This is a genomic window from Xanthobacter oligotrophicus, assembly GCF_008364685.1.
Classification (GTDB): Bacteria; Pseudomonadota; Alphaproteobacteria; order Rhizobiales; family Xanthobacteraceae; genus Xanthobacter; species Xanthobacter oligotrophicus.
This window is the reverse complement of record NZ_VTTL01000001.1, coordinates 199,422-216,269: the sequence shown is the minus strand read 5'-3', so window position 1 is coordinate 216,269 and position 16,848 is coordinate 199,422. Positions and strand designations below refer to the sequence as shown.

At 64.4% G+C, this 16,848-nt stretch carries 11 protein-coding genes and 2 pseudogenes; 10 read left to right on the top strand and 3 right to left on the bottom strand.

The genetic code is table 11. The features are described 5' to 3' along the window. Window positions 1–59: 59 nt before the first annotated feature. Window positions 60–1,376, bottom strand: coding sequence for a type VI secretion system protein TssA (locus tag FZ033_RS00985; RefSeq protein ID WP_149574319.1), 1,317 nt, complete (start codon window positions 1,374–1,376; stop codon window positions 60–62). 227 nt (window positions 1,377–1,603) lie between these two features. Here FZ033_RS00985 and tssI point away from each other — a divergent pair, with 227 nt between their 5' ends. Together tssI and FZ033_RS00975 are read left to right on the top strand one after the other, a co-directional pair. Continuing rightward, window positions 1,604–3,394 (top strand): type VI secretion system Vgr family protein, encoded by a 1,791-nt coding sequence (gene tssI / locus FZ033_RS00980; RefSeq protein WP_232847281.1) that lies wholly within the window; start codon window positions 1,604–1,606, stop codon window positions 3,392–3,394. A gap of 10 nt (window positions 3,395–3,404) precedes the next feature. Next, the gene (locus FZ033_RS00975; protein WP_149574318.1) at window positions 3,405–3,950 is read left to right on the top strand and encodes a DUF6931 family protein; all 546 of its coding nucleotides are present in this window, start codon (window positions 3,405–3,407) and stop codon (window positions 3,948–3,950) included. Window positions 3,951–4,069: 119 nt separating this feature from the next. On the opposite strand, the gene FZ033_RS00970 is transcribed toward FZ033_RS00975, so the two are convergent. Further along, window positions 4,070–4,570: a PAAR domain-containing protein gene (locus FZ033_RS00970; RefSeq protein ID WP_232847280.1), complete on the bottom strand. Its 501-nt coding sequence runs from the start codon at window positions 4,568–4,570 to the stop codon at window positions 4,070–4,072. Between the two features lie 512 nt (window positions 4,571–5,082). Here FZ033_RS00970 and tagH point away from each other — a divergent pair. Genes tagH through tagF form a run of 5 tightly spaced genes read left to right on the top strand, consistent with a single transcriptional unit; the run spans window position 5,083 to window position 13,547 of the window. Next, window positions 5,083–6,414 carry a type VI secretion system-associated FHA domain protein TagH gene (gene tagH, locus FZ033_RS00965; RefSeq protein WP_149574317.1) on the top strand — a complete coding sequence of 444 codons (1,332 nt, stop codon included), beginning with the start codon at window positions 5,083–5,085 and terminating at the stop codon, window positions 6,412–6,414. A gap of 38 nt (window positions 6,415–6,452) precedes the next feature. Beyond that, window positions 6,453–7,790, top strand: coding sequence for a type VI secretion system baseplate subunit TssK (gene tssK, locus FZ033_RS00960; RefSeq protein WP_149574316.1), 1,338 nt, complete (start codon window positions 6,453–6,455; stop codon window positions 7,788–7,790). Further along, on the top strand, window positions 7,787–9,250 hold the full coding sequence (gene tssL, locus FZ033_RS00955) for a type VI secretion system protein TssL, long form (protein WP_149574315.1): 1,464 nt from the start codon (window positions 7,787–7,789) through the stop codon (window positions 9,248–9,250). Before tssK ends, tssL begins: the two co-directional genes overlap by 4 nt. A 35-nt stretch (window positions 9,251–9,285) precedes the next feature. Then, window positions 9,286–12,846 carry a type VI secretion system membrane subunit TssM gene (gene tssM, locus FZ033_RS00950; protein ID WP_149574314.1) on the top strand — a complete coding sequence of 1,187 codons (3,561 nt, stop codon included), beginning with the start codon at window positions 9,286–9,288 and terminating at the stop codon, window positions 12,844–12,846. Between the two features lie 5 nt (window positions 12,847–12,851). After that, entirely contained in the window at window positions 12,852–13,547 is a 696-nt protein-coding gene (gene tagF / locus FZ033_RS00945) for a type VI secretion system-associated protein TagF (RefSeq protein ID WP_232847303.1), read from the top strand. A gap of 151 nt (window positions 13,548–13,698) precedes the next feature. On the opposite strand, the gene FZ033_RS23925 is transcribed toward tagF, so the two are convergent. Next, the gene (locus FZ033_RS23925) at window positions 13,699–13,821 is read right to left on the bottom strand and encodes a transposase domain-containing protein (RefSeq protein ID WP_188079227.1); all 123 of its coding nucleotides are present in this window, start codon (window positions 13,819–13,821) and stop codon (window positions 13,699–13,701) included. Window positions 13,822–14,492: 671 nt separating this feature from the next. Between FZ033_RS23925 and FZ033_RS00935 the strand changes: the two are divergent. The 3 genes and pseudogenes from FZ033_RS00935 to FZ033_RS00925 all read left to right on the top strand — a co-directional run. After that, window positions 14,493–15,115 (top strand): annotated as a pseudogene (locus tag FZ033_RS00935) (IS110 family transposase); the annotation flags it as partial. 93 nt (window positions 15,116–15,208) lie between these two features. Beyond that, window positions 15,209–16,155 (top strand): IS630 family transposase gene (locus FZ033_RS00930; protein ID WP_149574312.1). Its coding sequence is split into 2 segments (ribosomal slippage): window positions 15,209–15,548 and window positions 15,548–16,155, totalling 948 coding nucleotides; the frame shifts between segments, so codons are not numbered across the junction. Window positions 16,156–16,171: 16 nt separating this feature from the next. Beyond that, a pseudogene (locus FZ033_RS00925) lies at window positions 16,172–16,620 on the top strand (transposase); the annotation flags it as partial. Between the last annotated feature and the right edge of the window lie 228 nt (window positions 16,621–16,848).

Sequence of the window (16,848 nt, the reverse complement as noted above, 5' to 3'; positions counted from 1 at the left end):
AATTGTCGCTGCAGATGATATTTGAAATCGACGGAGGTAGCAGGGGCGTCGTTCCCAGATCAGTCGTTCCCCTTCATTGCCCTGAGTGCATCTTCGGTGAACATGTCCCTGAGCAGGGCGGAAAAATCGCGAACGGCAAGATCCCGGGCGCGAGCCAGCAGGAGTGGGACGGGGTTGGACGGCTCGGCTGCGCACAGAAAGCTGGCGACCTGATCGAGCATGCGTTGCGCCTCTTCCCTGGTCTCGATCAAAGGCACGCCGACCTCGTCGAGGGCGTCGGCCCCGTCGTCGTTCGAGGCCTCCTGCGCACCGCTAAGATGCTCGAGCGGGAGGCGAAAAGCGTTGGTTCCAAAGCGTATTTCTGCACGCGCTGCATGGTCTGGTACAATCAGCCGTAGAACTTCGAAGAATGGCTTCCCCATGAGCTGGCGCGCGAAGCGAACCACCGCCAATGCGGGGTTCGATGGCTCACAATGCTCGAAATAGGCTTCCGTCGCGCGCAATCCGGTGATGGCTTCGGCCCGGCTCGCCAAGGCGGCGACGGGGCGGGTGGCGATCGGGGCCGGGACGTCCGCGTCCGTTGCGCCGGTCTCCCCCTCGTCCGTCGGCGAAACGGGCGACGGGGGGCGGTAGACTGGGTCGATCCGCGCGAGCTGCGCATCCAGGAATCCAATGATATCCCTTGCCGTCTTCTCCAGCACGGCCAGTCGGATCCGCGCTTTTTCGCCGCCGCCCGCCATGGTCGCCGCATCAATGCCGTCAATGGCCGCCACCACCCCCGCGAACAGGTCGTGACGGTCCCGCACAGCCTTTGCGTCCTGCTCCAGGAATACCCGCTCGATGGTGTCGAGATCGACCGCGGCCTCGCCCTCGCGCGGGGTGATCTTGCCGGTGCCGATTTGGACCATGCGGTACGTGACGGGCCCGGTCCGGCGGCTCTCCGCCAGCGACAGATACTGAAGTGGAATGACCACCTGGGGCAGGTCGTCCAGCGCCATGAGCGTTCCCAGGCGCAGATCCAGCCGTCCGTTGTCCGGCCGGGGGTGGACGTGCTCCCAGCGCTCGGCGAGTATCTGGGCGATGATGCCAAGGGCGTTGGCAAATGCCGCGAGATCACGGTCCAGGGCCGCAAGCTTGGCGTAGATCACCAGCAGGCGCAGGTCCCGGGTGCGGCGCGAAAGCGCGCGGACGGTGTCGAGCTCAGCCCGATAATCAATCTGATCGCGCTTGAAGGCGAAGAATGACATGGGCAGCTCGCCCTCGATGCGGGCGAGGAAGCTCGAAAACTCGATGTCGAAAGTCGCATCCAGGTCAGGGCCGCACGGCTGGTCTGCCGACAACGGCTGGCAGAACACCTCAGCGTCGAGCAATGCCATGCGCCTCTCCTCTCCACTGTCGAAGGCCTCGCCCGGGAGGCTTGCTTTGATTATCCGGCGCGGTCAATACTGGTTGCCATCCGAACTTTTCGGGAAGATCGCGGAGGGGCGGGTAACGGTCTGGATGACGGTCGGCGCATCAGGGATTTAGTCCTCCTGATGCGTCGTGTCGCGATGGATCGCTTTCGATCTTTTCGCATGGCGCGCAGCCGAGGGGGAGTGTGCTCGTGAGCCTGGATCAGAAGAACCGCATGGCACGATTGCGGACTCCTCTCGGCGACAATACCCTCGTCCTTAGCCGGTTTCATGCGCAGGAAGGCATCAGCGAGAATTTCGAAATCAGTGTCGATGCACTGAGTGAAGAAGAAGACATCAATCTCGACTCCGTCATCGGACATGCGTGCGTCGTCACGCTGAATACCTATGGCGATCGGAAAAGATACTTTAATGGCATTCTGGTGGCTGCGCAATGGACCGGCATCCGCGAGGGCTTGTACAGCTATCGCCTGATCCTGAGGCCGTGGCTTTGGCTTTTGTCGCACACCACGGACTGCCGTTTTTTCCAGGAGATGACGGCGCCGGACATTATCCGCAAGATTTTCGACGATGCCGGCTTTTCCGATTTTGAATTCAAGACCACGCAGAATTATCCGAGCATGGAGTATTGCGTACAGTACCGCGAGACGGATTTCGCCTTCGTTTCTCGGCTCATGGAGGAGTTTGGGCTTTATTATTATTTCAAACACACCACAGACAAGCACCTCCTGGTGATCTGCGACGCGATGAGTGCCCACGACCCCCTCCCGGGGGGCGGGGAGCTTGCCTTCATCCCCCTCACCGGTGCCTATGTGCGGGAGCGGCAGCATATGCACCAGTGGTGCAGCGAGCGGCGCTTCCGGTCGGGCCGGTTCGTCGTCAACGATTATGATTTTGAAAAGCCGAACACCAAGATCGAGGCCGAGCGACAGGGCAATGAGACCTACGGCAAATCCAGGCTCGAGGTTTACGATTATCCAAGCCGCTACAAGGAACAGAGCCAGGGTGAGACCTTCGCCAAGGTGAGGCTGGACGCCGAGCAGGCCTACGATCACCGCCGCCTCGCCTCAGGCGATGCGCCGTGCCTTGCCGCGGGTGTCAAGTTCACCCTCAAGGAGCACCATCGCAACAGCGAGAACGTCGAGTATCTGGCGATCCGCGCCAGCCACAGCATCTCGGAGCAGTTCTATCGCGCGACCGGTGGGCCGACAGCGGACAAGACGAGCTACCAGGGCTCCTATGTCCTTGTCCCCACATCCCGCCCGTTCCGCGCGCCGCTGGTGACTCCGAAACCGGTGGTCCACGGCATCCAGACCGCCAAGGTGGTCGGCGAGAAGGGCGAGGAGATCACCGTCGACAAATACGGGCGCATCAAGGTGCAGTTCCACTGGGACCGGGAGCGCAAGCAGTCCTGCTGGATCCGCGTCGCCGAAGTTTTCGCCGGCGGCTCCTGGGGCGGTGTATTCCATCCGCGCATCGACCAGGAAGTGGTGGTCGATTTCCTGGAGGGCGATCCCGACCGCCCGCTGGTGGTGGGGGTGGTCTACAACGCCGCAAACATGGTTCCCTACGACCTGCCCGGCAACAAGACCATCAGCGGGTGGAAGACTCGCTCGTCCAAGGGTGGGGGCGGCTACAACGAACTGATCTTCGAGGACAAGAAGGGGTCCGAGCAGGTCCGCATGCACGCGGAGAAGGACCACGACGTCACCATCCTCAACAAGCAGACGGTCACGGTCGGCGACAAGTTCAAGCCCGCCACGGGCAGCGCCTCGCACCAGACCGACGTCAAGAATGGGGATCTGGTGGTGGATGTGGTGAACGGAGAGATCCGGGTCACCGCCAAGGTCAAGATCGAGCTCAAAGTCGGCAACAGCACCCTGACAATCGACCCCACGGGCATCACCCTCGAAGCGCCGACGATCTCCGTCAAGGCGCAGGCGGCCTGCGTCATCCAGGGACTGCCCGTGAAGATCAACTGAGGCACGCATTATGACGCTCCGGTTTCCGGTCCTTCGCGGCCTCTACGAGGCCTTTCCGACCGCCGTGGATGACGTGGGCATTCCTGCCGGTGACGATGATTGCCTGGACCTTCTTGGGTCGTTGGCAACGGCGGCGGCATGGACGGCGGCCATCTCGCTCTGTGCCTACATTCTGCCGCGTCGCGAGGCGGTGTGGTGGGGCTGCCAGTCGTTACGCGCGATGCAACCGCCCTCGCCGCACGAGGCGGTGATCCTGGAGGTTGCGGAAGCCTGGGTCCGTCGGCCCGACGAACCACAGCGGCGCGCCGCGCTGGACCTCGGCACGCAATCGGACGCCTCTCTTCCGGCCACGTGGATGGCGTTCGCCGCCGCCTGGTCGGGCGGCAGCATCGTTCCGCCCGAATATGCCTGTGTCCCTGCTCCACCCGAGCAGACCGCTCGCTCAGTGCGCGCCGGCCTGATGATCGCGGTGGCGCAGTTGCCCGAGGATCTCGCCCGCGACATCCTGAAGCCCTGCATGGACGCCGGCATCCAGATCGTCAGCGGCCCAAGATAATCGCTGCAGTCCGCGAAGGCAGGCTCGCGTCGGGTGGGGCTGCTCGTCGTCAAGAGTTCGGGGATGTTGCAGGCTGTATGACCGCGATGATCCGGCTTCAAGGAAACCGCTCCGAGGACTCAATCGCCAATGATGACAGTTGGGCAGCCGAGGACGATTTTGTCGGGCGGGCCCACGGGTTCGATGATGGTGTCGCCCTGACGGCAGGCCGCGAGCCCGTTGATGAGCACAGTCGGCGAACCGTCGACGACGACGCCCGGCCCGTGGGGTGGGAGCGGCAGCGGAGTCGTGCAGGCGTGAATATCGGCGCCCCCGGCAATGCCCGAGATCATGGATCCCATGCTGGCGGCGGCTGCCGCCTTGGTGGCCTCCTCAGCGGCTTTGGCGGCCGCAAAGCCCGGCGTTCCGGCGACGGCGAGCGTCGCCGTCTCCGCCGCCGTGATCGTCGCATCGGACGTTGACTTCGCCGCCTGAATAGCCGCCGCTCCGGCCGCCAGGACGCCACGCCAAGCCGGTTTGCCGCCAATGATTACATCTACGCTACCAGGTCCGGGCGTTAGCATCCCGGGAATTGGGTGAGCAACCAGGTCGAGGATGCGGGCGGCGGGACCTTTCGGCACTCGATCATCTCCTTCACGGCTCACCCTTCATCTGGTTCCGCCGAGCTTAAGCCCAATGGCCCATAATGTTGACACATTCGTTATTGGTATAAGCCCGCGCTGCGCCAAAGTAATATGCTATCTGTATCGGTCAAAGACCGAGGCTGTTGGTATAAGCCATCATGGGAGGCCAGTCCGCATCTCACTTGAACAGGGAGGGTGGGCCTGATTTATTTAAATCGAGCGCCCAAGGCACTTTGAACCGCATTCCGGCGACCCTATCGCCGGCCGTAATGACCACGTTATTCACACAAGGCGCCAGTCGCCATCCTGCTCCGCTCCATGGTGGACGACGTCAGACAATACCAAGTGAGAATGAGCCTTGATTCCGCCAGTCGGCGGATATTCGAAATTTCGCATTGTTCAATCCTCACAATGTTGCGTTACAACATGCCAGAGTTTGGCCAACGGAGAAGAGCGGAATCATCTGTTACAATTGAAAAGTAGCCATTCAAGTATCGAGGAAGGTAGAGATGGCGGCGCTCACCCTCAGAATCGAGAATTTCACTTCGCTTCCGGACGGGGGGGCGCTCTCCTACACCGTGACAGGTGCGCGCGGCTTCGACATCGGCCGTGACAGCTATCTCGACTGGACTCTGCCCGATCCCACCCGTTACATCTCCAGCAAGCATTGCGAGGTGCGGTTCCAAGATGGCGGCTACGTTCTTTATGACGTGTCCACCAACGGCACCTTCCTGAACAACAGCGACCGGCGCATGCACGGTCCGCACCCGCTGTCCAACGGTGACCGTATTCTCATCGGCAACTACATCGTCGTGGCAGAGGTCGATCAGGCGGATCGCCTGCTCCACCCGCCGGCGCCGGTACCAAGTCCAGCGGACGGGGCCGGCATCTGGGAGTCGGAAGGGGCTGCGCCGCCCGCCAGCCGCAGCGAGATCGTGCCAGCCTCGTCGAATCGGGCACGCCAGCCCGACTTCCTCGATTGGGCTGTGGATATTCCGGTCCGTGCTGACCCGCCGCCGCAGGCCGAGCCGCGGTCCATAGCGGAACCACCGAAGCGCTCAATCTGGGTGGATTCCTCGCCGACCGGCGCGTGGGCCTTGTCCGAACCGGCTCCGCCTCGCCCTCCTGCCCCAGCATTGCTCCGAAGTGCCGGCGAAGAAAGTGCACATTCCCCCACGCCGGCTCCGTGCCAGCCGCCCCCGTCAAGCCCGATACCCCACGGCGCGAGCGCGGCTACCGCGCCGACTCCTGGCGAAGCCATGGTGGCGCTGGCGCGGGGCGCAGGGGTACCGGTAGAGGCTTTCACCCGCCGGGACAGCATCAAGGTGCTGGAGGAGGTGGGCGCTACGCTACGCATCGTCGCCGAGCACATGATGCGTTTGTTGTCAGCCCGCTCCAGCGTCAAGCGCACCATCCGCAGCACGGAGCACACGACCATCGCGGCGGTGGACAACAATCCGTTCAAATTCTCTCCAAGCGTCGAGGACTCGCTGCGTATTGCATTCGGGCCACCGACCCGCAGCTACCTGAACGGCCCGACGGCCTTCACGCGCGGCTTCGAGGACATCGGCAATCACCAGTTGCGCGTGTTCACTGCCATGCAGCAGGCGCTGGCGAAGCTGGTGGAGGATCTCGACCCCGCCGTCATCGATGCCGCGTGCGGCGCGGAAAAGGGGGTCTCCGCGCTCCTGTCCTCCCGCAAGAGCCGGCTGTGGGACCACTATGCCGCGACCTGGCGGGCAAAATCCCAGTACAGCGAGGAGGGAATTGTAGGTTTGTTCCTGCATTATTTCTCCGAATGTTACGACAGACTCGGAGAACGCGATCGCGTTCAAAGATAGCACGAGGCTCCGCCAACGCGTACCTACGGGAACCGACGATGTCCTGGCACAGCAAGGTTTTGTGGTCGGAGGGCCTCTTCCTCAAGCCGCAGCATTTCCAGCAGTCCGACCGCTATGTGGAAGAGTTGCTGGAGGCCCGCGTGCGGCGGGTCACGCCTTATCCGTGGGGCTTTGCCGCGCTTGAGATTGACCGTGACCTGGCCGAGCAGTCCCGCTTCGGACTGCGCCGCGCGGCGGGGGTGATGCCGGACGGCACACCGTTCGACCTGCCGGATCAGACGCCCGCTCCGGAGCCTATCGACATTCCGGCCGGTGCCGCCAAGCAGATCGTGTGGCTTACCCTGCCGCTTGAGGCGGTGAACACCCGGGAGGTGGACTGGCGCGAGCGGGAAAGCGCCTCCCGCTTCTATGCGGCGCCGGAGATCTTCATCGATTCCACCTCGGACCTCAGGCAGGAGGAAACCATCGACGTCGCGCACCTGAGACTGGCCCTGGACCTGCGCCGCGCGCCAAAGCCCGGATATGTCAACCTCGGCGTGGCCCGTATCCTTGAGGTACGCGACCGCACCGTGCTGCTCGATGAGAAATATGTCCCGCCGCTGCTCGTCACCACCGCGAGCCCGGTGGTCCAGGGCTGGGAGGATCGGGTGGTGGGCTGGATCGACACCAAGCTTGAGGAGTTGGCGCGTTATGCTGCGGATCCGACCTCGGGCGGCGGCCTGCAGAATGTGGACTACCTAATCCTGCAACTTCTTAACCGAACCATACCGGTGTTCCGCCACCTGCGAGGCTCGGCCTACGTGCATCCCGAGCGCCTGTACGAGGAGATGCTCCGCCTCGCCGGCGAACTCGCCACCTTCGCCGCCCCCGACCGCCGGGCGCGAAGCTATCCCGTCTACGATCACGACGACCTCGAAGGTGTGTTCGCGCCGGTGGTTCGGGACATCCAGGACTATCTCAGCGCCCGGCTGGGGCGGCGGGCGATCCGCCTCGAGATCATCGAGCGGGCCGCCAATGCGTTCATCTCGGTCATCCGCGACCGGTCGCTGTTCCGCAACGCCACCTTCGTGCTCGAAGTGGCGGCCGACCGGCCTCTCGGCGACATCCAGCTCCAGTTCCCGCACCTGTTCAAGGTCGGCCCCAACTCCAAGATGAACGAAATCGTCAACGCACATCTTCCGGGCGTGCCGCTGGTGCATCTGCCGACGCCGCCGACCCAGATCCGTACGCTGACCGACCACGTCTATTTCTACCTGGACAAGACGTCTCCCCTCTGGGGCGATTTCAGCACGGCCACCTCCATCGGCATGCATTTTTCGGGCGACTGGCCAGGCCTATCGCTTGAACTGTGGGCCGTGCTCGAGGATCGGCGATGAGCGACGACCCGTTCGACGATCGTCAGGATCGGACTGTCTTCCGGCCGAATCCGGGGGGACGGCGGCCCACCACCCCGCAGCCTCCCTATCCGGCTCCTGCCGGCGGTCCGGGCACGGGGCCGGCCCCGACGGCGCCGCAGGTGGCGGCACCGCTGTCGCCGAATCCCCGAGACACCTGGGGGGTGCCCGGCGGCGACGCGGCGCCGGCGTCGGCCTTTCCACGCCCCGCACTGCTGGAGCGGGCGCAGATGACGCTGCCGCACCAGAACCAGATCATGCGGGCCGCGGGTCCCCTGCTGCTGCTGCTCGGCCGCCTGCGCATTGCTTTGATGCGGGCGTCCTTCGCCGAATTGATGCAGCACGCCGCCGACACCATCACCGCCTTCGACGCAGAGGTGCGCCGCGCGGGATTGCCCGAACCCCAGGTAAATGCGGCGAAGTATATCCTATGTGCCACCGCCGACGACATCGTGCAGCACATCCCCAACGAGGATCAGCACGTCTGGGCACAGTATTCCATGCTGAGCCGTTTCTTCGGTGAGCGCATCGGCGGCGTGCGCTTTTTCCAGGAACTGGAGAAGGCCATCGCCGATCCGACGCACAATGGGGATCTGCTCGAACTGCTCCATGTCTCCCTGGCCCTCGGCTTTCAGGGCATGCATCGCACCACGCCCAACGGGCAAGCGACGCTGCAGGGGCTGCAACGGCGCACCTATGAGGTCATGAAGAGCGTGCGCGCGCGCACGCCCGAGGAATTGTCGCCCCGCTGGGTCGGGCTCGACATCCGCTCGCGCCAAGGCCAGGCGCGGGTGCCGTTCTGGGTGGTGGGCGCGCTGGTGGCGGCAGGTCTCGCCGCGCTCTATCTCACTTATTGGTCGCTTTTGTCCGGTGACGCGGAGGTGGCCGCGCACGAAATGACCGGGTTGCACCCGCCGGTGGAGATGGCGTTGTACCGGCGCGTCCCGACGCCCCCTCCGCCACCGCCACCACCGTTTCCTCCACCATCCCCGTCGCGCCAGCCCACCCAGCTTGAGCGCATCCGCGCCCAGATGGCGCCGGAGATCGCCGCAGGCGAGGTGTCTGCCGACGCGGTGGGTTCCCGCATCGTGATCCGCGTCGCCAACGGGCTGCTCTTCGATTCAGGCAAGGCGCAGGTGCGTCCCCAGTTCGCGGCTGTCGCAGCCAAGCTCGCCGGCATGCTGGAAAAGGAGCCTGGGCCCATCCGGATCGTCGGCCATACGGACGACGAGCCGGTGTCCAGCGGTCGCTTCAAGTCGAACTTCGAGCTGTCGGTGGCGCGTGCCAGGGCGGTGGCGGGCGACCTGAAGCCGCACCTTTCCGATCCCGGCCGGCTCGTTTCAGAGGGGCGCGGCGAGGACGAGCCGGTGGCGCCCAACACCACGTCCCAGAACATGGCGCGGAATCGGAGGGTGGAGATCTGGATCGACCGGGCCGATTGAGGCGGGACTAACCGACGGGATAGGCAGGAGCGGATATGGGGCGCAACCTTTGGCTAAACCTAGCGGCAATCGGTGCTGGCGTCGCCGCGCTGGTGGCCGTCATCTGGTATGCGGCGCCGCTTCTGGCCTTGGGCGGGTATCACCCGTTCGAGAATGAGGGGGTGCGGCTTGCCGGCATCGTGATTGTCTGCCTTACCGGCATGGGTTATGCCGCTTACTATGCGCTGGAGCGGATGAAGGCGACGCGCGCCCTCGGAGAGGCCATCACCGAGGCTCAGGACGAGGACGACAGCGCCGTCCTCCAGGACCGGATGAAGGATGCCCTCGCCACGCTCAGGTCCGCCGGGGGCAAGGGCGACGTCCTCTATGATCTGCCCTGGTACGTCATCATCGGTCCGCCGGGCTCCGGCAAGACGACGGCGCTCATCAACAGTGGCCTCACATTTCCCCTGGCAGCCGGGCGCACACCGGCCGCCATCGCGGGGGTCGGCGGCACGCGCTACTGCGACTGGTGGTTCACGGAGGACGCCGTCCTCATCGACACGGCGGGCCGCTATACCACGCAGGATTCCAACGCCATCAGCGACCGTAGGAGCTGGTTCGCCTTCCTCGGCCTTCTGAAGAAGAGCCGGGCTCGGCAGCCCATCAACGGTGTCATCGTCGCCATCTCCATCGAGGATCTCGTCAGCCTGGACGATGCGGAGATCACCGCCCATGCGGCGGCGGTGCGCGGCCGGCTTCTGGAGCTGCACGAGCGGCTGAAGATAGACTTTCCGGTCTATGTCCTGTTAACCAAGATGGACCTCATCGCTGGCTTCACCGAATTCTTCGCCGACCTCGGCGAGCTGCAGCGTCGCATGGTGTGGGGTGCCACCTTCCAGAACCCGAAGAAGAATGAAAACCTGGTGGGCCGTGTACCCGAGGAGTTCGATGCCCTGGTGGAGCGGCTGACGCAATTTTTGCCCGATCGCCTTCAGGGCGAGAACGATCCCACCGGCCGACTGCGCATCTTCGGCTTTCCCGCCCAGGTCTCCACCCTGAAGCCGCCTGTGGTGAATTTCCTCGGGCGCATCTTCGAGCCGACCCGCTATCACGCCAACGCCGCGCTTCGGGGCTTCTACTTCACGTCCGGAACCCAGCAGGGCACGCCCATCGACCGGATCATCGGGTCGCTGTCCCAGTCCTTCGGGGCCCAGGCGGTCGGGGAAGGTTACCTCTCCGGTGGGGGCAAAAGCTATTTCCTGAACGATCTGGTCCGCAAGGTCATCATCGGCGAAGCCGGCTGGGTCTCCACCGACCGCGCCGCGGTCCGCCGTCGTTTCCTCCTGACTACTGGCGGCTATGTGGCGCTGGCCGCCATCACCGCAGCCGGGGTGGCAGCGTGGACCACGAGTTTCACCCGCAATGAGCGGCTCATCGCGACCACGGTCGATGAGGTGGATAAATACAAAGCACAGGCGGCGCCGGCGCTCGCCCGCACGCTGGTGGACGAGCGCCAGTTCGAGCGCATCCTGCCACTGCTGGAGGATCTGGCCCGCATGCCGACGGGCTATGCCTCCAAGGATGAGCCCGCGCCCCTCGCGGAAGGCTTCGGCCTGTCGCAGCGCGAGCGGCTCACGTCGTCGGCGCAGGTGACCTATCGGGCCGCGCTAGAGCGCTTCCTGCGTCCGCGCTTACTGTTCCGCCTTGAGGAAGTGCTCGACGGCGCCCGCGCCAACGCGGCCGGCATCGACCGCAACAGCCTTTACGAGGCCTTCAAGGTCTATCTGATGCTCGGCGCCCAGGGGCCGGTGGACAAGGGCATCATCCTCGACTGGATGCGCCAGGACTTTGCCACGCGGCTCTACCCGGGCCCCGAAAAGGCGGGGATGCGCCAGGCCCTGGCAGACCACATCGCCGCCATGCTCACGCTCGACACCGGAGGCGGCGCGGCCATCGCGCTGAATGGTCCGCTGGTGCAGGATATCCGACAGACGTTGGTGCGCATGAACGTGGCCGAACGGGCCTACCAGATCCTGAGGTCCCGCGCCCACAGTGGCCGGATCAAGGAATGGAACCTCTCCCGGGTCGGCACCGACATGGCGACGGTGTTCACCACCACCGCTGGTGCTCCGCTGGATCAGGTTCGCATCCCCGGCTTTTACACCTATGCCGGGTTCCAGGCGGGTCTGATCGACGCGTTGCCTGACATTGCGAACCAGCTCGAGAAAGACCGCTGGGTGTTGGGCGAGGCGGGCCAGCAGCCGGTGGTGGGCGCGCAGTTCGACACTCTGGCCGATGACATCCTGAAGCTCTACGCGCGGGATTTCATCAAGGCCTGGTCGGACGCGCTCTCCCTGTTGCGAATCAAGCCGCTGACCCAGGACAAGCCGCAATACCTCGTGCTTTCAGCCTTGTCCGCCGCTGCTTCTCCGCTGAAGCAGATCCTCGAAGAGATCCGCATTCAGACCCAGCTGTCGCGTCTCCCCAAGCCCGCGGCCGAGGCCGTGGAGAAGGCGGCTCCGGCTGGCCGGCCGGCGGTGGTCTTCTCCACCGACGCCTCGGCCGGGCGCGCCATAGAGGACTATTTTCGTCCATTCTATGCTGCCGTGGAAGTCACTGGCGGTATGCGTCCGGTGGACCGGGCCGTGGGCCTGTTCGGCGACACTTACAATGGCCTCGTGGGGGCACTGAGCGAGCCGGGGCGGTCTAACCAGATGACTGCGTCCACTCGCGAGAGCATCCGCGGCCTGCGTTCGCTCAGCGGCCAGTTTCCGCCCCCTTTTCGAGAGATGCTGCGCGCCGCAACGGACGACTTGGAAGGCAACGTCGCGGTGGTGGTGGTGGGCGATCTCCAGAAGAGCCTCGCGGAAAACGTGACGCAGGCGTGTCAGCAGGTTGTTGCTGGCCGTTATCCATTTACTAGAACGTCGGATCGCGATGTATTGCCGCTTGATTTCGGCCGGCTATTCGCGCCCGACGGGATCATGGACCGCTTCTATAAGGAGGAACTCGCCACCCTTATCGACACCGGGAAGGCGGACTGGACGTGGCGGCAGGAGAGCAAGGTCGGAGCCCTTCTGTCAAACGCGGCTCTACGCGATTTCCAGCGGGCGGCGCAGATCCGGGACATTTTCTTCGCGCAGGGCGGCAAGCAGCCGGGTTTCAGCTTCGCCCTGCTGGCGCTCACGCCGAGCGCAGCGGACACGGTCGTGACCCTCGATGTGAACGGCGTCCATATCCCATCGCCGCAGCTCGCCGCCCCGGCGCAGCCCGCCCTTTTCGGGGCTCCTCCGCCACAGCCACAGCCGGCGCGCCCTGCGGTTCCGATGCTGGTGCAGTGGCCGGATCCTTCTGGCATTGGCCGCGTCGCGCTGGTCGCCACCTCCGCGGCCAATCCGGCGTCGAGTTTCACACTCATGGAGCGTAGCGGCACGTGGGTGTTGTTCCGGCTGATGGACCAAGGCAAGCTCGTGCGTCAAGCGAATGCCACCATCTGGAGCCTGACCTCGAGCGGCCGGGAATTCCGCTACCAGGTTAACGTGTCTTCGGCAGCGAACCCGTTTGTGATGCCGGCGCTGCGGGACTTCACCTGTCCAACCAGCCTACTGCGTTGAGCTCGATGACCTGTTCGCTCTATGGCAAGCTTCTCGCCAAACGGGATTTCATCGCGGAGAACGTGCCGCGCGGCTTCCTAGACGTATTCGAACCGTGGTTGCATGGGGCTCTAGCCGCAAGCCGGCTGGAGCTTGGCCCGGACTGGCAGAAAGCCTATTTCGCTGCGCCCATCTGGCGCTTCTGTCTGGGGCCGGGTCATTGTGGCCGCGCGTTGCTGGGCGCGCTCATGCCTGCGATCGATGGCGTGGGAAGAAGCTTTCCCCTGGTCGCATTCGCCACCGCCCCAGCGAGCTGCGCGTTCCCCCGTCCAGACGACGATCCGCAGGACGCCTGGTTCGAGGCGCTGGAGACTTTTCTCCTGGCGACCCTTGAGACCCCAGTCTACGCAGATGTCATGGCGGCGTTCGCTGGCCTGCCAGAGCCGGTGAGCATGGAGGCGACGCCGTTGGGGCTGTCGCCGCTGGGGGGCCAACTCGCGATCCTAAGTGGCGGCATGGCTGCGCTTCTTCCTGGCGAAGGCCCACTCGGGATGCAGGACTTGCTTCTCGCCGCCGATACACAGGCAGGGGTGCTCTACGGGAGCTGGTGGTGGACCATTGGCGGCGACGATTTTCCTCCAGCGGCGGTGTGCGGCCGGCAGTTCCCGACGGCACAGACGTTCTCTGCCTTTCTGACCGGCAAGCTTATTACAGCGGCATGAACGGGCGGTGTTTTCGCATTTCGCTCGCCATGCCTCCCCCTTTCAGCGTGTTACCCAGCTCGGGGAAGTCCGGGCGGATCCTTTTACCGTCAACCCTATGTGTCCGGGGGCTACAGCTGATTCCAGCTATTGGCATGATTCGCTCTGCCTTCTAGGCCTGCGGCAGGAGTTCATCGAGCCGGTTGAGGGGATGGCCGTCCACCATGCGCTGAAGAACGTCGGTGATATGCGGCGCCGATGGCGCGGACCGGCTGATCGAAGAGCGGGCCGCCATGGCGACCTCATCCATCACCGCCCATGACGTTTTCCGCATCTTGTACCATTGCGATACCAGATCTCCGGCGGTACCGCATGTCTGCGCCACGCAGGGCACGTCATTGCCAGCCGGCTGCCGCAAGCGAGACTGCTGATCATGTCGCGAAGAGCACATCGTTTATCGTCTGCGCGGTGGCCAGCGAACTATTTCCCAGCGCGGCGTTGGCGCCTTCATGGCGAAGTGGCGCGCTTTCGCCGAGCGCTCGGTCGTTCTTAGCGCCGCTTTTCCAAACACCGAACGGCCGCCTTTTAATCATCCACCCCAGCGGCAGACTCGAAGCGACAGGACGTGGTTCGATTGTGCCTGCACGTCTATGAGGTGATCATTCTGCAATCGATCTTTCGTCAATCTCGCGACGCTCGAACGATCATGCTGCGGTCGATGGCGTGCGCTTCGGTTGCTGATGCTGCGCTCTCGTCGGAGTAGGGATTTGGTCGTGGTGATGGTGACTGTGAGGGGCGTCATGAAGTATGTTTTGCATGGATTTGGCGTGTAGAGTAGCAGTCGTGGAGTGATTATCGCCCGTAATCGGCATGACGGCTCCCAGCCGAAGAACGCGCCACCAACACGCCACCAACAGCTTCGCTGCCCGATAAAATCTCCCGTGTTGCGCAACGCAGGAGGCGGTGATGGACTTCTTTTGCGGGCTGGGTAGCGATCGAGGAGACCGCGGTGTGCGTCGTCGACGATCGCGGCGAAGTGCATCTGACGGTGAAGGTGGCGACCGAGCCGGAGGCGGTGCTGAAGCCCTTCGTGGCGCGGCTGCGGCGTGTCAGCCACGAGGCCGGCTCGCTGTCGCCCTGGCGTCATCCCGAACTCAAGAAGCTCGGCCTTCCGGTGATCTGCCTGGAGACGCAGCACGTGCTCCCCGCGATGTCGGCGCAGCGCAACAAGACCGACGCGGCGGACGCCCTCGGGATCGCCCACATCATACGCACCGGCTTGTTCCGCCAGGCGCACGTGAAGACAGAAGGCTGATACCGGTTGCGCCTGCTGCTGACGCGCCGGCGCAACCCGAAGCGCAAGTTCCTCGACCTCGAGAACGCCATCCGCCCCTCGCTGAAGAGCTTTGGGATCAAGCTCGGCGGCACCTCGCGCGGCAAGTTCGACCAGGCGGTGCGAGAGGGGGGCGAACGATCCGCTGTCCAGCGAGCTGATGGACGACATGCTGTCGGCGCGCGCCGCGCTGTGGAGGGAGTATTGCCGGCTGCACGATCTCGTCGTGAAGCTGGTGGCGCAAAGCGATCTTTGCTAGAGCGTTTTCCTCGCGTTTTGATTCGGCTGGGATTCCCAAATCAGCGGCGTTCTGATTCGAGCTTCGTGTCGGAGAGGGAGGCCGACATGCATGGCCAGGACGCTGTCTTTGGACCTGCGGGAGCGGGTGGTTGCCGCCGTCGAGGGCGGGATGTCGCGGCGGCAGGCGGCCGAGCGCTTCGGGGTGAGTATCGCCAGCGCCGTGCGCTGGTGCGCCAGGGTGCGGGAAACCGGAAGCGTCGCGGCCAAGCCGCGCGGCGGTGACACCCTCTCCGCCCGGATCGAGGCGCAGGCCGACCTGATCCTGAAGCTGGTGGAGGAGACAAGCGACATCACCCTGATGGAGCTTCAGGCGCGCCTCGCCGAACACGGACACCGCTTTGCCATCGGCACGCTGTGGCGCTTCTTCGACCGTCACGCCATCACTTGGAAAAAAAGACCGCGCACGCGGCCGAGCAGGACCGCCCCGATATCCTGAAACAGCGCCAAGCCTGGTTCGACGGCCAACTGGACCTGGACCCGGAGCGGCTCGTCTTCATCGACGAGACCTGGGCTTCCACCAACATGGCGCGCCGCCACGGCCGTTGCCGGCGCGGGAAACGCCTGCGGGTCGGCGTGCCGCACGGCCACTGGAAGACGACCACCTTCGTCGCCGGCCTGAGATCCACCGGCATGGTCGCACCCATGGTACTCGACGGCCCGATCAACGCCGTGGCGTTCCAGGCCTATGTGGAACAGGTTCTCATTCCCGAGCTTTCGCCAGGCGACATGGTGGTGATGGACAATCTCGGCTCCCACAAGGGGCCTCAGGTCCGCGCCGCCATCGAGGCTGCCGGCGCCGGTCTGCTTTATCTGCCGCCCTACAGCCCCGACTTCAATCCCATCGAGAAGGCATTCTCAAAGCTCAAGGCGCTCCTGCGCAAAGCCGCCGAGCGCTCCGTCGCCGGCCTGTGGGACGCCATCGGTCGCCTCATCGACTGCTTCACGCCAAAGGAATGCCAGAACTTCTTCATGGCCGCAGGATATGAGCCATTATGAGCGGAAAACGCTCTAGCGCTTCATGGCGATCCCCGGCGTCGGGCCGGTGACGGCGCTCAGATTCATGACGGCGATCGACGATCCGTCCCGCTTCCGTCGCTCGCGCGACGTCGCCGCCTACTTCGGACTGATATCCAGGCGATGGAAGTCGGGCACATCGATCGATGTGCAGGGGCGCATCTCAAAGGCCGGAGACGCCGATGTGCGTCGCGCGCTCTACGAGGCGGCGTCGGCGTTGATGACGCGGTTCCGCGGCAAGGACAAGCTGAAGACGTGGGCGCGGCGCTGGCGAAGCGGGGCAATCATCGCAAGGCGACGGTCGCGGTGTCGCGCAAGATGGCGGTGATCATGCACGCCATGTGGAGCGACGGCACGTCCTATATCGGCGATCCGTCGGCGAGCGAGACCGAGGTCCCGGGGCGCGCCCGGACGAAGGACGTGAGGCTTCTGGGAAGCCTCACGTGACGGCAGAGCCGACAAGGGAAATGCAGCGTTCCGTCTCTTTGACGGACGTGCCCTGAACCAGGAGATCCGTGGGAGCGGATGAGGACCGGTGCAGACCAGGACCGACGGAACGCACGTTATCTTGCCTGCGGCCGCGCCGATCGGAAGACGGCCGGACCGCGTACGATTGCCTGTGACGATGCTCCGTCAATCCGATGGCAAAATGCACCCCGACGGCCAAAGCGCTGC

Coding starts and splice junctions, on each gene's coding strand:
- tagH (WP_149574317.1), top strand. CDS start 5,083: ATGGCGGCGCTCACCCTCAGAATCGAGAATTTCACTTCGCTTCCGGAC.
- FZ033_RS00985 (WP_149574319.1), bottom strand. CDS start 1,376: ATGGCATTGCTCGACGCTGAGGTGTTCTGCCAGCCGTTGTCGGCAGAC.
- tssL (WP_149574315.1), top strand. CDS start 7,787: ATGAGCGACGACCCGTTCGACGATCGTCAGGATCGGACTGTCTTCCGG.
- tssK (WP_149574316.1), top strand. CDS start 6,453: ATGTCCTGGCACAGCAAGGTTTTGTGGTCGGAGGGCCTCTTCCTCAAG.
- tagF (WP_232847303.1), top strand. CDS start 12,852: ATGACCTGTTCGCTCTATGGCAAGCTTCTCGCCAAACGGGATTTCATC.
- tssM (WP_149574314.1), top strand. CDS start 9,286: ATGGGGCGCAACCTTTGGCTAAACCTAGCGGCAATCGGTGCTGGCGTC.
- FZ033_RS23925 (WP_188079227.1), bottom strand. CDS start 13,821: ATGGCGGCCCGCTCTTCGATCAGCCGGTCCGCGCCATCGGCGCCGCAT.
- FZ033_RS00975 (WP_149574318.1), top strand. CDS start 3,405: ATGACGCTCCGGTTTCCGGTCCTTCGCGGCCTCTACGAGGCCTTTCCG.